This window comes from Pelosinus sp. UFO1, from assembly GCF_000725345.1.
Classification (GTDB): domain Bacteria; phylum Bacillota; class Negativicutes; order DSM-13327; family DSM-13327; genus Pelosinus.
In genome coordinates this window covers 3,784,727-3,806,649 of sequence record NZ_CP008852.1, presented here as the reverse complement: position 1 = coordinate 3,806,649, position 21,923 = coordinate 3,784,727, and the positions used below count along the sequence as shown (strand labels likewise).

The 21,923-nt window shown below is 39.0% G+C and carries 19 protein-coding genes and 1 other annotated feature; of the genes, 14 read left to right on the top strand and 5 right to left on the bottom strand.

Going from position 1 to position 21,923, the window contains the following annotated elements; genetic code table 11:
• Positions 1–19 precede the first annotated feature (19 nt).
• The 3 genes from UFO1_RS18050 to UFO1_RS18040 all read left to right on the top strand — a co-directional run bounded on the left by UFO1_RS18050 (position 20) and on the right by UFO1_RS18040 (position 2,262).
• Entirely contained in the window at positions 20–724 is a 705-nt protein-coding gene (locus UFO1_RS18050; protein ID WP_038673131.1) for a histidine phosphatase family protein, read from the top strand.
• Between the two features lie 156 nt (positions 725–880).
• On the top strand, positions 881–1,477 hold the full coding sequence (locus tag UFO1_RS18045; RefSeq protein WP_038673130.1) for a LysE family translocator: 597 nt from the start codon (positions 881–883) through the stop codon (positions 1,475–1,477).
• Between the two features lie 5 nt (positions 1,478–1,482).
• Entirely contained in the window at positions 1,483–2,262 is a 780-nt protein-coding gene (locus UFO1_RS18040) for an AraC family transcriptional regulator (RefSeq protein ID WP_038675390.1), read from the top strand.
• Positions 2,263–2,605: 343 nt separating this feature from the next.
• Here UFO1_RS18040 and UFO1_RS24820 read toward each other — a convergent pair whose 3' ends face one another.
• The gene (locus UFO1_RS24820; protein WP_051788999.1) at positions 2,606–3,718 is read right to left on the bottom strand and encodes a CAP domain-containing protein; all 1,113 of its coding nucleotides are present in this window, start codon (positions 3,716–3,718) and stop codon (positions 2,606–2,608) included.
• 226 nt (positions 3,719–3,944) lie between these two features.
• Here UFO1_RS24820 and UFO1_RS18030 point away from each other — a divergent pair, with 226 nt between their 5' ends.
• The 3 genes from UFO1_RS18030 (at position 3,945) to UFO1_RS18020 (ending at position 6,737) form a co-directional block, all read left to right on the top strand.
• Positions 3,945–4,619, top strand: a complete 675-nt coding sequence (locus UFO1_RS18030; RefSeq protein ID WP_038673127.1) for a response regulator transcription factor — start codon at positions 3,945–3,947, stop codon at positions 4,617–4,619.
• A gap of 2 nt (positions 4,620–4,621) precedes the next feature.
• Positions 4,622–5,893 carry a cell wall metabolism sensor histidine kinase WalK gene (locus UFO1_RS18025; protein ID WP_038673125.1) on the top strand — a complete coding sequence of 424 codons (1,272 nt, stop codon included), beginning with the start codon at positions 4,622–4,624 and terminating at the stop codon, positions 5,891–5,893.
• Positions 5,894–6,137: 244 nt separating this feature from the next.
• Positions 6,138–6,737 carry a hypothetical protein gene (locus tag UFO1_RS18020; RefSeq protein ID WP_038673122.1) on the top strand — a complete coding sequence of 200 codons (600 nt, stop codon included), beginning with the start codon at positions 6,138–6,140 and terminating at the stop codon, positions 6,735–6,737.
• A gap of 98 nt (positions 6,738–6,835) precedes the next feature.
• On the opposite strand, the gene larA is transcribed toward UFO1_RS18020, so the two are convergent.
• Together larA and UFO1_RS18010 are read right to left on the bottom strand one after the other, a co-directional pair.
• Complete coding sequence (larA, locus tag UFO1_RS18015) at positions 6,836–8,125, bottom strand: nickel-dependent lactate racemase (protein WP_038673120.1); 1,290 nt, start codon at positions 8,123–8,125, stop codon at positions 6,836–6,838.
• Between the two features lie 39 nt (positions 8,126–8,164).
• Entirely contained in the window at positions 8,165–9,136 is a 972-nt protein-coding gene (locus UFO1_RS18010; RefSeq protein WP_038673119.1) for a bile acid:sodium symporter family protein, read from the bottom strand.
• A 116-nt stretch (positions 9,137–9,252) separates the two neighbouring features.
• Positions 9,253–9,506, bottom strand: a binding site (T-box leader).
• Between the two features lie 351 nt (positions 9,507–9,857).
• Between UFO1_RS18010 and UFO1_RS18005 the strand changes: the two genes are divergently transcribed.
• The 4 genes from UFO1_RS18005 (at position 9,858) to UFO1_RS17990 (ending at position 14,495) form a co-directional block, all read left to right on the top strand.
• Complete coding sequence (locus UFO1_RS18005; RefSeq protein WP_051788998.1) at positions 9,858–11,087, top strand: M20 family metallopeptidase; 1,230 nt, start codon at positions 9,858–9,860, stop codon at positions 11,085–11,087.
• Positions 11,088–11,252: 165 nt separating this feature from the next.
• A complete protein-coding gene (locus UFO1_RS18000) occupies positions 11,253–12,785 on the top strand; it encodes an AbgT family transporter (protein ID WP_051788997.1) in 1,533 nt (510 codons plus the stop codon).
• Between the two features lie 305 nt (positions 12,786–13,090).
• Positions 13,091–13,603, top strand: coding sequence for a DUF6622 family protein (locus UFO1_RS17995; protein ID WP_038673117.1), 513 nt, complete (start codon positions 13,091–13,093; stop codon positions 13,601–13,603).
• Positions 13,604–13,670: 67 nt separating this feature from the next.
• Positions 13,671–14,495: a TIGR00266 family protein gene (locus UFO1_RS17990; protein WP_236639241.1), complete on the top strand. Its 825-nt coding sequence runs from the start codon at positions 13,671–13,673 to the stop codon at positions 14,493–14,495.
• A 173-nt stretch (positions 14,496–14,668) separates the two neighbouring features.
• On the opposite strand, the gene pepT is transcribed toward UFO1_RS17990, so the two are convergent.
• Positions 14,669–15,907, bottom strand: a complete 1,239-nt coding sequence (pepT, locus tag UFO1_RS17985; RefSeq protein ID WP_038673114.1) for a peptidase T — start codon at positions 15,905–15,907, stop codon at positions 14,669–14,671.
• A 63-nt stretch (positions 15,908–15,970) separates the two neighbouring features.
• Positions 15,971–17,344 (bottom strand): C4-dicarboxylate transporter DcuC, encoded by a 1,374-nt coding sequence (gene dcuC, locus UFO1_RS17980; protein WP_038673112.1) that lies wholly within the window; start codon positions 17,342–17,344, stop codon positions 15,971–15,973.
• Between the two features lie 493 nt (positions 17,345–17,837).
• On the opposite strand from dcuC (UFO1_RS17980), the gene UFO1_RS17975 reads away from it, so the two are divergent.
• From UFO1_RS17975 to UFO1_RS17960, 4 genes are all read left to right on the top strand, one after another.
• Positions 17,838–18,569: a FadR/GntR family transcriptional regulator gene (locus tag UFO1_RS17975; protein ID WP_038673110.1), complete on the top strand. Its 732-nt coding sequence runs from the start codon at positions 17,838–17,840 to the stop codon at positions 18,567–18,569.
• Positions 18,570–18,752: 183 nt separating this feature from the next.
• Positions 18,753–20,108 carry a C4-dicarboxylate transporter DcuC gene (gene dcuC, locus UFO1_RS17970; RefSeq protein WP_038673108.1) on the top strand — a complete coding sequence of 452 codons (1,356 nt, stop codon included), beginning with the start codon at positions 18,753–18,755 and terminating at the stop codon, positions 20,106–20,108.
• Positions 20,109–20,126: 18 nt separating this feature from the next.
• The gene (locus tag UFO1_RS17965) at positions 20,127–20,720 is read left to right on the top strand and encodes a DUF1847 domain-containing protein (protein WP_038673106.1); all 594 of its coding nucleotides are present in this window, start codon (positions 20,127–20,129) and stop codon (positions 20,718–20,720) included.
• A gap of 26 nt (positions 20,721–20,746) precedes the next feature.
• Positions 20,747–21,913, top strand: a complete 1,167-nt coding sequence (locus UFO1_RS17960; RefSeq protein ID WP_038673104.1) for a MalY/PatB family protein — start codon at positions 20,747–20,749, stop codon at positions 21,911–21,913.
• Positions 21,914–21,923 lie beyond the last annotated feature (10 nt).

Sequence of the window (21,923 nt, the reverse complement as noted above, 5' to 3'; positions counted from 1 at the left end):
ACATGGTGGGAGGAAAAAAATGAGGCTATATATTATTCGACATGCTGATCCAGATTATCCAAACGGTACAATTACAGCAGACGGGCATTTGGAAGCCAAGGCACTAGGCAAACGACTGGCGTCCTACAAGCTAGATAAGCTATACACTTCACCGATGGGACGTGCGTTACATACAATGCAATATACTGCTGATTTATTACAAAAGGAAGCAACTGTTTTGCCTTGGACGCAGGAGTTGGAAGAATGGCGTTGTACCGAGGCACCATGGGAAGGGATGGCAGCTTGGGATGTGCCTGGCGAAGTAATATTTGACAAAGAGCCCGGACCAACCTATTCCGACTGGCATACCTTGCCTGATTATCAAAAACTGAAGTTGGAAGAAACATTTGCGCAATTAGTTAGTGAATCTGATACGTTTCTGAAAGAACAAGGGTATGAGCGACAGGGCTTTAAATACCGATGCCTTAAGTCCAGTGAAGAGAAAGTTGCTGTCTTCTGTCATAATGGGTTTGCCCTAACCTGGTTGGCCCATTTGCTACGTATCCCTTTAAGTGTAATGTGGGCTGGATTTTGGCTGCCGCCTAGTTCGGTTACCACTATTTTGTTTGACCAGCGGTCAGATGAATGGGCACTACCGCGTTGTATTGGACTAGCTGATACTTCCCACTTGTATGAAGCCGGGCTAGAAATCAAACCGCGGGGAATTAAGGCTAATTATTATTAAGTATAAGAGGTCTTAGCACAAACGCCTGAAAAGCAGCTAGCTTTGCAGGCGTTTGTATTTTAACAGTAAATTGGATGGAAATTTGCAATAATGTACTATACTCACTTACTTTTTTAGAAGTATAATTCATGAGAAAACTTCGAAGGAGCTTACATCATGAATATTACATCTTTGTTAATATACTGCGTTATAATAACATTTACACCTGGACCTACAAATATTGTTATATTATCTACGGTGCATAATTTAGGAATAAAAAAAGCGATGGAATACGCATATGGTGCAACAATTGCTTTTGGTTCATTACTTGCTATATCCGCTATATTAAATAGCGTGCTTGTGACGGTAATACCAAAAATTTTGATTATAATGCAGATAATCGGAAGCCTCTATATTTTGTATTTGGCTTATCAGATATATATAATGGATACATCGAAGTCAACTGCAAAACAGGTTGCTACCTTTAAGTCAGGTTTTTTTATGCAGTTTGTAAATCCCAAGGTCGTGTTGTTTACTATGACGGTAATTCCAAGCTTTGTTATGCCATATTATACAGCACCAGATATGTTAGCATTGTATGTGGCAATTATTAGCGGTATTGGCTTTTTAGCCTTTGTCACTTGGGTGCTTTTCGGGGCGATTTTCAAGAAATACCTGCAGAAATATCAAAAGCCAGTTAATATAAGTATGTCACTTTTTCTAGTCTATTCTGCTGTAATGGTTTCGGGACTAGTGGAGATGCTTAGGAGGTGATGGATGTGGAGAAATTCATTTATAAAAAAACATCAGATATTACTGTGTTATCAGCTAGTTTTACTGACTTCACATATAAAAAGCATTGTCATAAGGAATACGCGTTTGGTGTAACTCTGCGCGGCATTCAACAGTACAATCTAGATGGCAGTTTACATTCATCATATAAAAATGGGGTTATGCTTTTTTATCCTGAACAGACACATGATGGTAGGGCACATGATAAGACGGGTATTGACTATGTTATGTTATATATTGATCCTATGTTATTTTTGCAGATACTTCAAAAAAAGGATATAGTTCGATTTTCTTCCCCAATTGTATATAATCAAGCACTTGAGAAAAGTATTTTACATCTTTCAAGCGCAATTCTAAGTGAACAAGATGAAGCCTTGTGCAGTGAGTTGCTCCTATCCCTCGTAGATAACTTTACTCTCACTAATATTTGTACAACGTATTACAAAAAAGATAATACGCTAATAAAAAAAGCAAAGGAAATGATTTATTATAAATTAGAAAATGTACTAAAGCTTGATGAAATATGCAAAGAGCTTGCTATGTCAAAGTTTCAATTTATTAGGTTATTTAAAGCGAATACTGGAATTTCACCCTATCAATATTTTCTGTTTTGCAAGGTAAATCGTGCAAAACAGTTACTAGAAAAAAATAAAGATATTTACTCGGCTATAGCAGAATGTGGTTTTGTTGATTTATCCCATTTAAATAAGCACTTTAAAAGAGTTTATGGAATAACAGCGTTTGAATATAAATCACATTTAAATTAAGGAAAAGATATAAAATGAAATTTGATACTAAGCTTGTAGTAATATTCAGAGATGACCTTTTAAGATGGCAAAACTAAATGTTACAGCATAACGACAACTCTTGCAAAGCAGCTTAGCCTTGCAGGCGTTTCAATTTTTTCACATCTTAATATAAATTAATTAGCAAGTTAAAGTTTATCAGCCTACAAGTAAGAAGCGTTAGAGCTATCTCAAAAGATGAGACAGCTCTTCTTATATAGCGAAGAACGGTTTGTATGACAAACAAGCAGAGTCGAGAAATTTCTCTCGACTCTGCTTATTTGTGATACGTGTGCATACGTTGGTTCTGAGGTCGGTAAAGGGGCTACGGTTTAATAAAATCTTGTACTACATAAACATTACCAGTTTTGTCGTATGCGACACCAATTCCTACAGTAGTATAACTTGAATTTAAAATATTAGCGCGATGCCCAGAACTGTTCATAAAGGCTACTTCAGCAGCTTGAACACTTTGGTTTTTTGCAATGTTCTCACCGGCGGTGCTATAAGATATACCAGCCTTCTTCATTCGGTCGAAAGGGGTTTCTCCATCTGGATTGTTATGAGAGAAAAAATTACGATTAATCATATCTTGTGCGTGGTTTAAGGCAACAGCGGTCAAACGCGCATCTACCTGTAAATTAGATAGACCGTTAGCACGACGGTCCGCATTTAGCAAATCAACAGCTTGTTGTTCGGCACTTGCCGTATTACTTGAACCAGCGTTTGTAGTAGATCCTGTAGTAGATCCTGTGGTAGATCCTGTAGCAGATCCTGTGGTAGATCCTGTAGTAGATCCTGTGGTAGATCCTGTAGTAGATCCTGTAGTAGATCCTGTGGTAGATCCTGTAGTAGATCCTGTGGTAGATCCTGTAGTAGATCCTGTGGTAGATCCTGTGGTAGATCCTGTAGTAGATCCTGTGGTAGATCCTGTAGTAGATCCTGTAGTAGATCCTGTAGTAGATCCTGTAGTAGATCCTGCAGAGGAACTTCCATTACTTGCAGTGCCGGAATCTTTGGTTGGAGTAGTTTTGCTTGTATCATTCAGTTTATTAACTGAAGTAATAATCCATTGACTATGATCTTGAAGAGAGTTTTTAAGGGTAACATTGTAATTAGTGCTATTATGGATGACTTTAACAATAGCTGATGCTTCCGTTTTACTTGCTAAGTTAAAACTATCGACCTTTGCATTGAATCCTAGTTTATCAGCTGATGTCTTAACTACTGCTACTGGATCTTGAATTTCATTTTTAATTTTTGTATTAGGGTTGATTTTGTTTAACAGGCTTTGAAGATCATTTTTTCCAATACTGTTATACGTAAAAGGTACTTGTTGCTCACTTGCATAAACGGTTGTAAGTGGCACAACCATCATGTACATTCCCATGGATGTACCTAGTACTCCTAGTAGAGCGCTATGAATCGATTTCTTCATTTTGTATTTCCTCCTTAATTTTTAAAAAAGCAAATTAATAGTGTTTACATAATTGGTATAGTATTTATAATACACTACAAATTTTTGAGTTTTTTTTGTCTTTGTTATGCAATTGTTGGAATCGCCTGAATGGGTAAAATTGAAGGTGAAATTATGCAGGATATTATGTAAAAAAATAAGCAATATAAGAATGGAGTCATTTTCTTGCTAGATAAGGAGAATTGGAATGAAGATTCTTGTCATTGAAGACGACAATGTTTTAAGGGAAGCCGTTGTCGCTCTACTATTAGAAGAAAACTATATTGTTGATGAGGCATCTACGGGTGACCTTGGGTTGTACGCGGCTGAACAGTGTATACATGATCTATTAGTACTAGATATCATGTTGCCTGAAGTAAATGGGCTTGAAATAGTTAGCGCCTTAAGGGCAAAGGGCTGTCCTGTGCCAATATTGCTTCTCACGGCACGAGATAGTGTAGATGATCGTGTCATTGGCTTAGATGCAGGAGCGGATGATTATTTGGTGAAGCCTTTTGCAATAAGGGAGCTATTGGCGAGAATAAAAGCACTTATGCGGCGTAAGGGGAACCTAGTGACAGAAGGTGATTTAAGTTATGGGGGCATTTCATTAAACAGCAAAGTTCGTGATGGCTTTGCTGGAAAGCAACCTTTCGGACTAGGTAGCAAAGAATATGATATTTTGGAATTTCTCATTTTAAATAAAGAGCAAATCCTTACTAGGGACCAAATCTTTGATCGGATTTGGGGATACGATTCCGAAGCTGCTATTAGCGTTGTTGATTTATATATCCATTATTTAAGGAAAAAGCTTGCTCCCTACGGCTTCGATATGCTTATACAAACAGTGCGCGGGACTGGTTTTATACTAAGGGAGAAATAGTAATGTTTAAAATTACATCTCGCAGATTGACAATTTTGAACTCGCTAGTGTTTCTTTTAATTTTTGTAGCATTTACCTCAATACTTTATGGATATTTAGCTCTCCGTTTATTTGACAAAGTTGACAATGCTATGCAGTCACAGGCCAATTTATTTAACTTGCCCCAAGGGCGCTTCGCGCTAGCCGCTCCCCCTCCCCCTTTTGATCCGCGAATATTTATGTTGTTACGGAGCTCTGATGGACGGATCATCAATCCAACCCCTTTTAGGATTGATGAGACTGAAGACATCGCAAAAATCGCCGCCTTGGCAACGACTGGAGAGATTCAGACTAAAGAATATCAAAACCATGTTTATCGGATGATCAGCGTACCGTATCAATATGAAAACAATTTGTATAATGGAGATGGTGGGTTTCTTGTTCAGGAAGTAATTGCTGTAAGTATTGTGGATTCTGAAATTGAATTACTTAATAACCTGCTGTGGATTACTGTTGGAGGCGGAATAATAAGTGTGATCAGTATAATTCTAGCTGGATATTTTCTCGCAGGACGCGCTATGGTTCCGATTCGGGCAGCGTGGGAAAAGCAGCAACAGTTTGTTTCCGAGGCATCCCATGAACTTCGTTCACCCATCACGGGAATATATAATAATGCAGAATTGATGTTAAGACATCCTAAACATACCATTGAGGAAGAAGGTCACAGGATTAATACTATAATGAAAGAGTCAAAGCGAATGACCAAACTAATATCCAGTCTTCTTACTTTAGCCAGGTCTGATGCTAACAAAGCAGAGCTTCAACTGGCGCCAGTAAACATAAGCGAGGTTATTCATAGTGTAGTTCAAGGGTTTGAGGTAATGGAAGAAGTATATAGGGTTAACCTGACATGGAATATTCAACCTAACTTAGAGCTGATAGCTGACAAAGAACGTCTGCATCAATTGATGGTTATCTTAATTGATAATGCTTTTAAATACACCCATGCAGGGGGACAAGTTCATATCTGCAGCTCTCAGTCTGAGAAGAACGTGGTAATTACAGTACAAGATACAGGCTGTGGTATATCACCTGAGAATTTGTCACATATCTTTGATCGATTTTTCCGTGAAGATAAAGCACGCTCTCGTGAAAGCGGAGGCATAGGACTAGGTTTGGCAATTGCTAAGTGGATCATAGAAAAGCACAGGGGACAAATAAAAGTTGAAAGCAAATTAGGGAAGGGGACAAAATTCATAGTTTCTATCCCTGTTACCAAGAGCAAAGAAAGCTAAAGATCTTTACTAGAAAGGGGCACTTGTATAGGCTTAAAAGCATACTTAATGAGCCACTGTAGACTACTAATAAGAAGAACTAAGCAAAATGAATATATAGCAAAAAACTCTTTGCGGGAATTTTATACCTTAGTGGTAAAATATGGCGTGCCTTTTTAGTCCTAATATAGGACTTTTGTCTCTAGTTGATCAATTAGTCATGGTGCTATAATGAAAATGATTAAACGTAAGAGGGGATTTTGCTATGACATTAAAACATTATACTGCGGGCGTAGTTCTATCAGCAGCGCTAGCATTTACTACTCCGGCGGGCGTGGACGCTGCCTCAGTTACTACTTCAACTTTTACTGCTTCAATTGGCGACGTTAGTATATCGTCCTCAAAAACTGAAGCGTCTGGTGGTAATATCAGATTCGCGCAAGTTTTATCATCCAATTATAACCGCACCGTTTCCCCGGTGGAAGTAATTAGGTTAAGAACCGATTTTGATTTCGGTCTTGGTGAGATATCGCTTATCTATGCAGCAGCCGTTTATTCCGGTAGACCTGTAGATGAGATTAGCCGCTATCGTCATGAAAACATGGGCTGGGGCGAGATTGCCAAATTGTACGGTGTCAAGGTAAAAGATCTCAAAAAAAGTAATGAGGCTGTTGTTAATGCCGCCCGATTACGCGGTGTTGATGTTACTTACATAGAAATTGGTGACGATGATAAAGATTACGACCGTCATGGTGATGATCAGCGGGGCCGAGATAATGATCGAGAAGATAAGAACAACCATAAGAAAGAAAGCAAACATGACGATAAGCCTAATAATGGCAAAGGCAAGGGGAATAACAAGTAATACGAAAAAAAGCTGGCCTTACGGCCAGCTTTTTTTATTCAGCAATGTAGTTTTTCAATACAACATTTAGATAAGTAGACCATAAGGCATGATTTTGTTTATACAAGTCTAGGCAAAGTGTTTGCCCCATGTGGCATGATATGAGTTTTTAAGTCTGTTCCACGTTTTGCATAAACCAGTTTTAGCGCTTCATCCAGCGTTTTGACGATTTTAATGTTTGCTTTCTTTAACAGATCAGGATCTAAAGATGAAACTAATAGAAGGTCAAACTTGTCTGCCGACTCGCAGAAATAGTAGCCAACATATTTTGAAATGCTATAATCAGCTCTCAGCGCATCTTCTCGCTCCAAAACGGTGTCATAGCCCAAAATCATGTCCTGCACTTCTGCATTACCACCAAGTCCCTCAGGACTTTCGGTCAGAATAATCATAGTTCCACCTAGTTTTGTTGCCTCACGAGCATTAATCAGTGTTTTTATGGATTGATAGAGATTTACGTCTTTTGGGCTACCACCTGCTGAAGCAATAACTAGGTCTGCCTTTTCCTGGATGGTCACACCATCAATCGCGTCGATCAATTCCCGTCCTTTGTCGTGTGCAGCTTGATAATGTCCTGCTACAGCACCTGCAATTCTCCCTTCAGCAGTTACCACATTAAAGAGAAATGTCGGCTTCGCAAAGCTAGCTGCTTCCAGCATATCCAGATGAATCAGGTTGGTATTATCATTACCAGAACGTACATCCGGGTGGGGACCTAGTCCCCTAGTTGGATTAAGTGATAAAGCATGATTTTTCATAACTGTTTCATAGGAGGAAATACCAGGTAATACATATTTTTTACCACCTGACCATCCAGCCAGAAAATGATAAACAATGCCACCAGTTAGAACAAGGTGGTCACATTCCATGGCTTTCTTATTGAGCCATACCGGGGTACCAAAAGAAGTCGTACCACAATAGATCAGATTCTCCTGATCTTGACAGTCATGATCGATGACCTGAAACCGATCAGCCAATTTTGGTCCGAGCAATAGTTTATGTTCATCCGCAGTTTGTGGGCGATGAGTCCCCAGCGCACAGATAAAAAGAATATCTTCATCCCTTATTCCACCCCGATTCAGTTCCTCAACCACGAAGGGGAGATATAAGTCTGTTCTCTGCCAAGCACGGGTAATATCCGGGATGACTACACAAACCCGTTCTCCTTGCTGTACTAAATCGGCAAGCCGCTCACTGCCAATCGGGGCTTCTAGTGCCGCTTGGATGATTTCAGTTTCCGTTTTATCAAAAATAACCGGATTGCTCTCAATTATTTGCAAAACATTTTTCTCGGCAATATTCAAAATCAATTCTTCGTTACCATACTTTAATGCGATCTTCTTTTCCACAGAGCATTCCTTCTTTCCTTAGAATCAGTATGTTTTTCTTTATTCTGCCAGTAAGACTTCTTTGTTTGTACCTTCTTCTTCCTCTGGTGAACGATTTGACCAATAACTGGCTAGTATACTGCCACTGATATATTGCCAAACAGCACCAACAGCGGCAGGTAAAGCTGCCATTGGATCAAGATGAGCTAAGGCAAGAGCAACGGCAAGTCCTGAATTTTCCATCCCAATTTCAAATGTAATCGCTCGTGATTTTTTGGGAGACATTCCTACCGACTTCGAAGAATAATAGCCAAGGGTTAAACCTAAGATATTTTGCAGTATAACGGCAAGGCATAAAACCAGGGCTACCGTTGCCATTTTTGCCGCATTCAACGCCACAACGGAAGACAAAATCGTAATTATGAATACTACTGACACGGCGGGGACAATCTTGATAATCTTTTCCACTAGGTTAGGAGCAGCCATATGCAGAGCAACACCAACAGTGACAGGGATCAATACAATCTTGACAATGTCAATTAGGAGTACAGTAACATCAATGGGAATCATTGATCCAGCCAATAGAAGAAAAATATAAGGCGTCAAAACTGGTGCCAAAATTGTATTCACACTGGAGACGGTGATAGAAAGGGCTGTATCACCTTTGGCAATGTAGGTCATAACATTTGAACCTGTGCCGCTGGGAGCAGCTCCTAGTAGCACCATTCCCGCTGCTAAGGCTGGCGGTAATCCTAATAATTTTGCTACCCCAAAACCCGCTAACGGCATAATCAAATAGCGGAAAGTCACCCCATAAAAAACGTCCTTGGGCCTAGTCAAAACTAGACGAAAGTCTTTCAAGGACATGGTGAGCCCCATCCCCAGCATAATAACACCTAATAGATAGGAAATATAAGGACCAACGAGTTTAAAGGGCGCAGGGTTAACAAAAGCGATGGCTGAGGCAACTATCACCCAGAGTGTCATATACCTGCAAATCAGTGCTGCTAACTTCTCTAAATACGTAATCATGTAATAACCTCCTAAAATTTTGTTTAAAATAACAAGCATAAATAATGCAATACTGCTAAACATATGTAGCAATCCTTACAATAAAAAAACTCTTGCCCTTCGAGTCATAATTGACTCAAAGGGGCAAGAGAAATTTCTCGCGATACCACCCTTTTTATAGACCAATTGGTCTACATCTCATCGGGTCTAACAACCCTAGCAAGATAACGGTTGCACTCCATTTAGGAGCTGAAGCCGGCGCAGCTTACTTATGCATTTCAGCTTTGCTGTTCAGGAGTGATTTTTGCATTCCCTTCGTTGCCGGTTCGCACCAACCACCGGTTCTCTGAAACGATCTTAGGATTACAACGTTCTCCCTCATTACATTTACAAAAATATTAAAATATAACAATATTTCGTTGATATTTGTTAATTAAATATTATTATACTCTTCGTTTTGTGTCTGTCAAGTGGAATTTGAGTAAACATCGCAAAAAAATACGAAATGATCATCTTGACAGGTTTAAGACTATTTGTTATGATTAAAAAATCATAGCAGATATGAGCAACGAAGCTCCCGCAATAAGTGCGGGAGCTTTTTGTCTTATTGGAAAGGTGGCATTGCTTTTTATCTTAAAAAGAAGAAGGATTAAAATTATTTAAGGAAATGTCTATAAAAGAACCTAAAGGATGTGATATGATAGAAATATGAAGTTACTAAATTGTAGAAGGTGGTTTTAGAATGTGGGATCAAAGGAATAACTCAGATCTTGCACAACAGTTGGTATCCTGGCGTCGAAACTTTCATAGAAATCCAGAAGTGAGTTGGGAAGAAAAACGAACATCAGAGATTATTGTCGATGCTCTGCGCGATATGGGAGTGGAAGTGCAGACATTCCCTAATCATTTCGGAATTTGTGGTATTATTCGTGGAAAAAATCCCGGACCAGTTGTTGTATTTAGAACGGATATGGATGCGTTGCCTATCACCGAGGCGAATGATGTACCTTATCGTTCAAGCAATGAAGGTGTGATGCATGCTTGCGGTCATGATGGACATATGGCAATTGCACTAGGGGTAGCAAAGTTATTTTCTTCCTACCGTAAAAAACTCGCAGGAACAATAAAAATTGTATTTCAACCGGCCGAAGAGGCTGCTCCTTCTGGTGGTGCTGCAGTAATGATAAAAGAAGGTGTGTTAGATGATGCCGACGTGATTTTTGGACTGCATCTATGGCCCGATTTACCCTGCGGGCACATCGGAGTTCGGCCAGGTCCTTTAATGGCTGCGTCCGATCGGTTTACGATCAAGATATTGGGGCAGGGAGCTCATGCCGGACAGCCACAAAATGGGGTAGATTCAATTACAATTGCGTCCGACGTAATTCAAGGGCTTGGGCATATCATGAGTCGTCAGATTGATCCTTTAGAAACAGCTACCATGTCAATCGGAACCATTCAAGGAGGAGAACGTTACAATGTTATCGCCAGGAAAGTTGTAATTGATGGGACCGTTCGTACTCTCGGTGAAAATGTGCGAAAAGAAATCCCATCCAAGATGAAAAGATTATTGGATGGAATGTGTGCCTCCCAGGGAGGGGAATATACGTTAGACTACCAATATGGGTATCCTGTTTTAAATAATTGGGCAGAACCAACTGAAATGGTCATTGATGCTGCAAAGCAAATTGCAGGAGCTGGGACGATACACGGCAATGTAAAGCCTGTACTGGCTTCGGAGGATTTCGGGAGATACCTTACTAACATACCAGGTGCATATTTTTGGTTAGGTTGTGCGAAGGATGGCGAGGTACATCATAGCTTACATAGTCCTAATTTTGATATCAATGAAGATGCCTTACTGGTTGGGACGCAAATTATGTATCAGATAGGCAGTATTGCGTTGACGAAATATAATAAAAAAGAAAAGCTGGAAGACGATGAAGTTGTCATTCACACGGTAGCTAACTAATGAGTGTTGCGCTTAATTCAAATTAGCGTATGAATAATATCAAATTAGGGAAATGTCTTTTAATAGACCTATTTTATTCATTATGTCAAGTAAATGGGAGGGAGTATGTAGAGGTTGGTAATTTAGTTCAAAAGAAAATACCAATATTAAGGGAGGACTGTATCTATGAACGGAATGGTAACTAGCCCAGAAGAGAAAATATCGAATGGTGGCTTTTTGAAAAAGCTTGAAATCATGGGAAATAAGCTACCCAATCCAGCAATACTGTTTCTTATACTAATCGCAATTCTTGCAGTTATTTCAGCCATTTTGTCATCACTTCATGTAACAGCTGTTCATCCGATGACCCATAAGCCGATATTAATAAAAAGTCTACTAAGCCAAGAAGGTTTGCATTGGATACTAACAGAAATGATTAGGAATTATATTAACTTTCCTCCGCTGGGTATGATTATGGTTTTGACTTTGGGAATTGGCCTTGCAGAAAAAGTTGGCATGATGGATGTTGCGATTAAAGCTTCTATTCATTCCATACCGAAAAAATATGTCACCTTTGCCATTGTGTTTATCAGTTTTATGAGTCATTTAGCATCAGATGCTGCGATTGTCGTTGTTCCACCGATTGCGGCTATGTTGTTCTATTCTTTGGGCAGACATCCATTTGCTGGGTTTGCTGCTTCCCTTGCTGCTATTTATTCTGGTTTCACAGCAAATCTTTTAATTGTTACAACAGATGTACTGCTTTCCGGAATTACGACCCAGGCTGCCAAAATTGTGGATCCTAATGCGGTGGTAACACCCATTGATAACTGGTATTTTATGAGTTTCTCGGTTTTCTATCTTTCCGTACTGACAACTATCATTACTGAGAAATTTGTTGAACCTCGTCTTGGTGCCTATAAAGGAATTAAAGAAGTTACGCTTGAAAAGCCTAGCCTTCAGCAAATGAATGCGCTGCGCGCCACTGGCATTGCAGCCTTGATCTTTATCGCAATACTGCTGGTGATGCTGGTTCCTGAAGGAGCTATACTAAGAAATCCTGAAACGGGAGCGATTGCCGGTTCGCCATTTATGAAAGGGATTGTACCTTTGCTCTTCCTGTTTTTACTCACCCTTGGTCTTACCTATGGACTTAAATCTGGTTCGATTCGTAATGCTGATAACGTAATTAGCATGATGAGTGAATCATTTAAGGGGTTGTCTGGATTTCTGGTCATGGCATTCGCCATCGCGCAGTTTATTGCTGCTTTCGGTTGGACCAATATTGCTACCTTAGTGGCGACGAGTGGGGCAGAATTTTTGCAAAGCATAAATATGACTGGTCTACCTGCATTGTTATGCTTTATGCTATTTGGTCAGTTCTTAGGTTTGTTCACTGCCAGTGGCTCTGCTGTGTGGGCACTTTTATCTCCAGTGTTTGTCCCAATGTTTATGCTATTGGGGTATCACCCAGCCTTTATTCAGATGGCATTCCGAGCAGGCGATGGCTCACTAAATACAATTGGAATCGTAAATCCCTTTCTGCCTCTATTTTTGGAAGGATTGGGTAAGTATAAATCGGATGCCGGGATAGGGACGTACTTATCGCTAATGGTGCCATACGCAATTTCTTTCTTAATCATGTGGTATCTATTGTTTATCTTCTGGTATCTGACTGGATGGCCAGTTGGACCAGGCGCCCCTCAGCGTTTGTGGTAAGGACGCTCAATTCAGCAGTAATTGATCAGTAGATTCAAATTCAAAATAGACAAAACTCCTGCAAGACAGCTTAGCCTTGCAGGAGTTTTGTATTTTATAGTAAATAGAATACAAATATGAGATACTGTTTTCAAAGGATAGCTTTATGGTCTATAGTGAAAACATGAGACAAAAATAGATTTGACTCAGCAGAACCGCCCTATCACTCTAAATCTTATTTCCAGAGTGATGATCATTTCTGATTATGATAAATTGGTATTGTGTAGGATAATGAATTGCAATTGATAATCAAGGGAGGATAAGATATGGGAGCAATTTGGCAAACCGCAATACATACTCCTTGGTGGGTTTATTTATTGCTAATTTATCTTATTGCCGTAGGTATAAAATCATCAAAAGTGCGTATTATTCCATTCTGGAAAGTTTTCGTTCTTCCGACTATTTTCTTATTCATCTCGATACAAACTTTAATGACCATTAAAATAGAATACGTAAGTATAGCTAGTTGGATAGTTGGTATGCTAGTTGGAAGTTTATTGGGTTGGTGGCAAGTAAAACGTTTAGATATAAAAATCGATAAAAAACGTTCACTTATTCAGATACCTGGCTCATGGGATACATTGCTGGTTATGCTTATTGTTTTTATTGCAAAATATTACGTTGGATATGAACAAGCTACAAATCCAGTGTTAGTGGCACAATTGAAATTCAAAGTCAGCATGTTAGTGTTATCTGGAGTGTGTACTGGTTTGTTTTTAGGAAGATTATTTTGTTATTTGGGACATTATAAGGATGGTAAAGAGGCCGACCTTATTTGATATACTGATATAGAGATTATATAGCTAATTTGTATTAAATAATAATAGGTGAGTAGGAGGAATAAAAATGGACGAAGTGGATTACAAGATATTTGGTGCTGAGATGCAGTTTGTTGAAGTAGAACTTGATCCTGGTGAAAGTGTAATTGCGGAAGCTGGAGCCATGATGTACAAAGATAGCACTGTGGAAATGAATACTATTTTTGGTGATGGATCGACTAAAAGCAGCCAAGGAGGTTTGTTTGATAAGCTAGTGGGGGCCGGAAAACGATTGTTGACAGGTGAGAGTCTATTTATGACTGTTTTTAGTCACCATGGTTTTGGCAAAGCAAAAGTTGCTTTTGGTGCACCCTATCCCGGCAACATCATACCAATGCATCTAGCCCAATATGGTGGTACTATAATCTGCCAGAAAGACAGTTTCTTATGTGCAGCAAAAGGTGTTTCAGTAGGAATTTATTTTCAACGTAAAATCATGACAGGATTGTTCGGCGGTGAAGGATTTATCATGCAGAAACTTGAAGGTGATGGTCTTGCGTTTATGCATGCCGGTGGTACCATCGTCGAACGCCAACTCAAGTCAGGTGAAGTATTACACGTTGATACCGGATGTGTTGTAGCTTTTGAGCCGAGTGTCCAGTTCGATATTCAGCAAGCAGGAAACATCAAGAGCGCTTTATTTGGAGGGGAAGGATTGTTTTTTGCAGTTTTACAAGGGCCAGGGAAAATTTGGCTGCAATCACTCCCCTTTTCTCGATTGGCAGGACGGATGTTGGCAGCAGCGCCACAGAGGGGCGGAAATAGAGAAGAAGGCAGTGTACTTGGCAAAGGGGTTCTAGGCGGCACTCTACTTGGTGGCCTGGGCAGTTTCCTTGGCGACGACGATGAGTAATTAACTTAAATAGGTCAAGTCACTGTCTATGTAATTGACTCAGTAGAGCAGTCTCATTGATTTATTGTGGAAAATGAATGATAAAAAGGGCCTCCTATGGTAGGAAAAGTGTAACTACCATAGGAGGCTTTATTATGCCTAATTTCTCCATTTTCTTGGAATTAGATGTGTTTTTATTTAGTTTTTACGCGACGAATAATTTCACCTACAGTTTGAGCTGACTTTATTAGAGAGGGCACTGGCAAAAATTCGTACTTACCATGAAAATTATGTCCACCAGTAAACAAATTTGGACAAGGTAAACCCATAAATGATAGACGAGCACCATCTGTACCGCCTCGAATCGGTTTCGTCTTAGGAGTTATCCCAACAGCTTCCATAGCTTCGCAGGCTAGGTCAATAATATGCATTACTGGCTGGATTTTTTCTTGCATATTGTAATACAAATCTTTAATTTCTAGTTCAATGGTTCCTGAACCATATTTCATATTAAAAGTTTGTGCCATAGAATCCAGTAAAGCTTTACGCTTTTCGAAAGATTGACGATCATGATCCCGAACCAAGAGGCTCATTACTGCGGAATTTACATTACCACTCAATTTATTTACATGAAAAAAACCTTCATAGCCTTCAGTATATTCTGGGCGTTGACCAGCAGGCAACATGTTTTGCCATTCAGCAGCAATGCTAAGTGCATTCACCATCTTACCTTTCGCTGTTCCAGGGTGAACAATTCTCCCTTGAATTTTCACATTGACATTAGCGGCATTGAAATTTTCATACTCAATAGCCCCAATCTCTCCCCCGTCTACAGTATAAGCGAACTCAGCGCCAAAAGCTTCTACATCAAAAAGTTGAGCACTACGACCAATCTCTTCATCAGGAGTAAAACCAATACGCACCTTACCATGAGGAATTTCAGAATGTGCTAATAAATATTCCATAGCACTGACAATTGCACATACGCCTGCTTTATCATCAGATCCTAACAAAGTTAGACCATCAGTAACCAATAACTCTTGCCCAATATATGTTTTTAGTTCTGGAAAATCATCAGGGGATAGTACAATGTTAGCCTCAGCATTCAGTATGATATCCTGGCCATCATAATCCTTTACTAAACGAGGGTTAACTGGAGTGCCAGCCATATCCGGGCTTGTATCTAAATGAGATATAAATCCGATAACAGGAACTTGCTGGCAGCCGTTAGATGGTAACGTAGCAGTTACATAGCCGTGTTTATCTACTTGTACTTCATCCAAACCGATCTGTCTTAGTTCCTCTGCAATGTGCTTAGCTAAAACCATCTGCCCTGGAGTACTAGGACACTGACTATTTCCACTATCTGATTGCGTATCAAAGGTAGTATAACGTATAAATCGTTCGACTAGTTTCTCTCTATTTATTTCCATGTAATTGTTCTCCTTCACTATAGTATTCTTTTCATAATAGACACTAATATATAGTTGTCGTGTTTACTTATAAAAAAGTATCAATGTTATAGCAATATTAACTACGATGCCTAAGGTTACGGGTATGCAAGTACGCTTTGCTAATTCTACTGGCGATACACCGGCGGCACCGCTGACTACCATCATAACCGCTGCAATCGGCGACAATGAACGAGCTAAATTAGATACAAAGTTCATAGGCAATAACAACAATACAGGATGAATATCAGAAAGTGCTGCTATTTTTGGAGCTAAAGGGGCAAAAGCAAAGAAGGGAGCATTTCCTGATCCCATAACTAAGGTAGAAGCAATAATAATTCCCACAACCACAAACATCATACCGATACCACCAAAACCAGCACCTTGTGCGGCAGTAATCATAGTATCAATAGCACCAAGAGACATTAAGCCTTTAGCAAAAGTCTCACCAGCCACCACCAATGTGACTACCGCTGCCATCTGAAGTCCCATTCCATCCCAAAAGCTTTTTAAATCATTAAATATTTTCAATCCATCTCTGTTACGAATGTATTCAACAAGCATTGTAAATGCGACTCCAAGAAAGGTTGCCAATGTAATGTCCATGTTTACGGATTTAATAACTAATCCAAAAAACAGAATTAAGCATAAAGGAATTGTTGGCAGTAATGCGTAAAAGCCTGGAACAGGTATTTCCTCTTTTAGCTTAATTGGATCAATATTCACTTTGGCATTCTCTACACTATGATTTTCCCGTTTATCAAACCATTGCTGTACGAAGAAATGACCAATAGCGATTGCCGCTACCGTACATAAACCTACTGGTACTTGGTAATCAAAAAAATAAGGGATAATATCCATACCTGCTAACTCTGCCGCAAAGATATTATCTGATGCTGCTGGTCCCCAACCTGGAGCCGATGCTGTAGCGATTACCGCAGCTGCTGCCAAACGGCTAACTCCAAGATTTACCAATACGGGAAACATAGTGACCATAAGTAAAAGTCCAAAACCGGAGGCACTACCAATAAACATAGCTAGAAAATTTTCTAAAACAGATGTTAAAGCCAATACTAAATAGGGGAGTCCAATTTTATGTAGGGGCTTAACAGCTACTTTTACCAGGGCTGTACTGGCACCAATTGTGTCCATGTACTTGGAAAAACCTCCTACTACCATAATAACCAGTCCAAGGTTGGCTGCCCGAGTGCTAAAGGTTTGTTTTATAAATTCAAAAGTATCTAACCATATTAATCCAGTGCTTTGCTTTGCCGGTAAAATATTCCCCATATTAAGGGCAACAGCAATGAACATCATAGCAAGCCCTCCAACGAACAGAACTGGCTGGGGCGGGTACTTTTTCAGTACATATCGAGCAACAATGACTACAATAACGGATGCAATAATTAATCCTAACATCTTTGCCGTCCTCCTATACTTTTTATAGACTACAAGACTATTCTAACAAACATTTCCATGTTTTTCTAGCATAGACAATTTATTATTTTTAGAATATTCGTTCACCTTATAAGCAAGGTATAAAAATAGTGTTTTACAGAAAAGGAATAAGTCTAATCAAATAGTATTTTTAAAAAATTGCTTATATGTGTACATTTAGAGAGGACATTATCTTTTTATCTACTTACAAATAGATTTAAAATGATGAGAGAAGTTGTATCGTTTAACTTAATCAAAAGTGCATAAATATTCTAAATATTATTTGACAAGTTTTTCTAAAGAAAATATAATCATTTTAAATGATATAGAATTCAAAAGCGCCTTCATGTGACTATAATAGTGTTTTTTATAGAATAGGTATACCAGTATTCCATATCGTTAATATTTGCTTTGAAGTAGGTATCGTAGAAGATACGATTTTAAAATAAAAGGGAAAATATATAGGTGATATAAAATGAAAAAATTTTTTGTAGAAACACCATTAAAAAAATTTGCTGAGGATTCGTCTGACGCTCTATATATGCAAATTGTAAGCCGTATTCAACAGCTTATGCGCGAAGGTCATTTGAAGCAAGGTGATAAATTGCCTTCTGAGAGGGAATTGGCTGAAATGTTTGATGTCAGTCGTGTGCCGGTAAGAGAAGCTTTAAAAGTGCTGGAGTTTTTGGGGGCTATTCAGCACAGACGCGGAGAAGGTGTGTTTGTAAAAAAAATTAAAATGAAACGTATTTTGCATGCTCTTGATTTTTTTATGACTGATCCAGCTGATCAGTTGATAAATTTGTTTGAAGCGCGTGAAGCTTTTGAAATTCAAGCTGTCCGATTAGCTGCAGAACGAAGGACAGAGGCTGACATTGAAGCGATACGAAGGGTCTTGCTGGAAATGGAATTTCTAATCTTCGCTGGGAAGCCAGTCCATGATGTGTCAACGAAATTTCATACGGCTGTCATTGAGGCTGCTCACAATGAAATTATTAGCGAGATCAATGAATTTTTATCCGATCTGTTGACTTATTCACGACAAAAGTCTTTAAGCGATGTTAGCAGGCATACGGTTTCTCTACAGTATCATCAACTAATTTTACAGCATATTATTGAAAAAAATGCACAAGCGGCAGTTTGTGTTATGCAAGAACATTTAGACGATGCTAAGATTGCAGTACAAAAAATGATTCAGTCTGAGTAAAATTTTTTTGCGTACAGGCTAGATGGATTTTTGGATTGCATTTACTGGTATACCAGGATACCAGTAAAATATTTGGCGAATTTTTACATCGCCAATTAAAATAGATGAGTTAAGCGGTATTAATAAAATTGAAAGGAGAAGCCTTCAAACGTCATATTAATTTTAATAAATGGAGGGATGTACATGGGTATTATCATTACGATTCTAGTGGTTGCTTGGGTCATTTATATGATTATAAAAAAATACTATCCACAAGCTGTTCTTTTGATTGCAGGTATTATGCTGCTTCTTGCTACCTATTTTATCGGCAGCAATCCTATACTTGCAGCTAAAGAATCTTCCGGCTCCGCTTTGCTAGATATTTTCCATACAATTAAGGCATTGCTTAGTTCCCGCGTTGCCGGTCTTGGTCTTACGATCATGTCAATAGCAGGCTTCGCAAAATATATGGAGTATATTGGGGCAAGTAAATCTTTATTTGCTGTGGTTGCTTCTCCTCTTAAACATATTAAATCGCCTTATATTCTTCTAGTTCTTAGTTTTTATATGAGTCAGTTTTTGGTGTTGTTTATTCCAAGTCATGCTGGACTGGCTTTGTTACTCATGGTCATGCTGTATCCGATTCTCATAAGAACAGGTGTTAGCAAATTATCTGCCCTCGGCGTAATTGGGTGCGCGCAATACATGGATGTTGGTCCTGGTTCGGGAAATGCGATTCTTGCAGCTAATATCTGTAAGGTAGACCCGGCAGTTTATTTTGTTGATTATCAATTATCAATATTTATTACAACAACTTTGATTCTTGGCGTTGTACATTACTACTCGCAAAAATGGTGGGACAAAAAAGAGGGTTTTGTTGGTTACAATGATTCTGCTGATCTGATGAAAGAAGATGAAGGACGTCCCCCTTTGATCTATGCGATTCTTCCAATTATTCCGATGATATTCATTCTGGGTTTCAGTCCTATTTTTAAAAGTAAAATTCAGATGGATGTTGTTACGGCAATGTTTTTAAGCACTTTCATCAGTATGATTTTTGAGTATGCAAGAACTAAAGACTTTCGAACTACTTTGCAGAGTTTAAAATATTTATATGAAGGAATGGGAAATAGTTTTGCAACTGTTGTAAGTTTAATAGTTGCAGGTGAAGTATTTGCTTGTGGATTAATGAAGATTGGTGCTGTAGATACTATGACTTCCAGTGCTCAAAATCTTGGTTTGGGCGTTCATGCCTTGATCATTCTTTTCTGTATAGTAATTGCTTGCTGCGCGTTCTTAATGGGGTCAGGCAACGCTGCCTTTTTTTCCTTTGCTGCCCTTGCTCCTAAGATTGCTGCCTCATTAAAAATTGATGTTGTTACTCTTTTGCTGCCAATGCAAATTATGACAAGTTTTGGGCGTGTTGTGTCACCAATTACGGCAGCAATTGTTGCTATAGCCGGTGTTGCAGGTGTATCACCTGTTCAAGTGGTAAAAAGAACTGCAATTCCTATGGCAGCGGCTGTACTTGTAAATGTGGCATTTATAATAATGAAATAATAAAGGAGCTGTTCTATTTTGAAATGTGCAAAATGCACTCATAGAAAATGTTATTTAGAAGGTCAAAATTGCACTAAAATTGGTCTTGCAGATGTTAAAGAAGCCTATGTGGAGGAGCAACTGGATATTATGAAGGCTGCTGCTTGTACAGAAGGACGTTTTTATAACAACCTTACTCGTTTAGAGGAAACTGTTGAATTTTGTAAACTCATGGGGTATAAAAAAATTGGCATGGCGTTTTGTATCGGTCTTAACCAAGAAGCAAAATTAATTGAAGAGTATTTTTCTAAATTTTTTGAAGTCTATTCGGTTTGCTGTAAGGTCTGCGGTGTTGCCAAGGAGAATCTTGCTTTGGAACAAATTAAAGAGGGTGTACGTGAAACCATGTGCAATCCTATTATGCAAGCGAAAGTACTTAAGGATAAAGAGATTGAGTTTTGTGTTACCATCGGCTTATGTGTAGGCCATGACGCATTGTTTACAAGTGCTAGTACTGTGCCTACATCTTGTCTGGTTGCCAAAGACAGAGTACTCGCCCATAATCCATTAGGTGCTGTGTATTCTCGCTACTGGCGCAGAAAGTTAGGTATTAATCCTAGTGATCAAGTGTAAGTATAAATTGTGAAGGTGGGATTGCAGTGTTGAAACATGATTTTGACGAAATTGTTAACCGTAAGGGAACTGAATGTAAAAAATGGGATACTTATGCAGAAGATGTTATTCCTATGTGGATCGCTGATACCGATTTCAAATGTCCCCAGCCTGTGATTGATGCGATGGTTAAAAGAGCAGAGCACGGTATCTACGGTTATCCTGTAAATTGTAAAACTTTTGAGCAATCAATTATTAACTGGCAGAAAAAAAGATTCGGCTGGGATGTTGACATTGACTGGGTGGAGTATACACCGGCAGTAGTGCCTGCTATCGTATATGCAATGCGGGCCTTCACGAATCCAGGTGATAATGTTGTAATTCAGATGCCAGCGTACCACCCGTTCCATGATATCATTCCAAATAACGGTAGACACATTCTTGGAAATAACCTAATTTTAAAAGAAGATGGCAGCTATGAAGTGGATTATGAAAATTTGGAGGAATTGCTTAGTAAAAAGAGAACAACCATGTTTCTGCTATGCAGTCCCCATAACCCTGTTGGGAAGTGTTTTACGAGAGAAGAATTAACAAGAATTTCTGAACTTTGTTTAAAACATAATGTGTTTGTTGTTTCCGATGAAATTCACAGTGATATTGTTTATAGAGGGAGCAAACATATTCCATTTGGCAGTCTTTCCCAAGAAGCAGCAGACAACTGTATGGTTTGCGTTAATCCTAGCAAAACCTTTAATATCGCAGGTGTAAGGACCGGGGCTGTAATTATTCCGAATCGGCATAATCACGATCTTTTTTATGCTCCACTTGAAAATAACAAAGCATATGGCAGAACTGTATTTGGTACATTGCCGATTGAAGTTTCCTACAACGAATGCGATTACTATGCAGATCAATTACTAGAGTATTTGGAGGGGAATCTTGAATACCTTGAAAATTTCGTTTCAACAAGAATTCCTAAAATTAAAGTTGCCAAAACGCAAGCGACTTATCTAATTTGGCTAAACTGCAAGGAACTGAATATGGCACCCAAGGCGTTACATAAATTTTTCTTAGAAGAAGCAAAAGTTGCTATGAATGAAGGAGCTACCTTTGGACCTGGCGGTGCCGGTTTTATGAGAATGAATATTGCTTGTCCCCGTTCCCGGTTGGTAGAGGCGCTGGAAAGAATGGAAGCAGCAATAAATAAATTATAGAAGGAGTTTA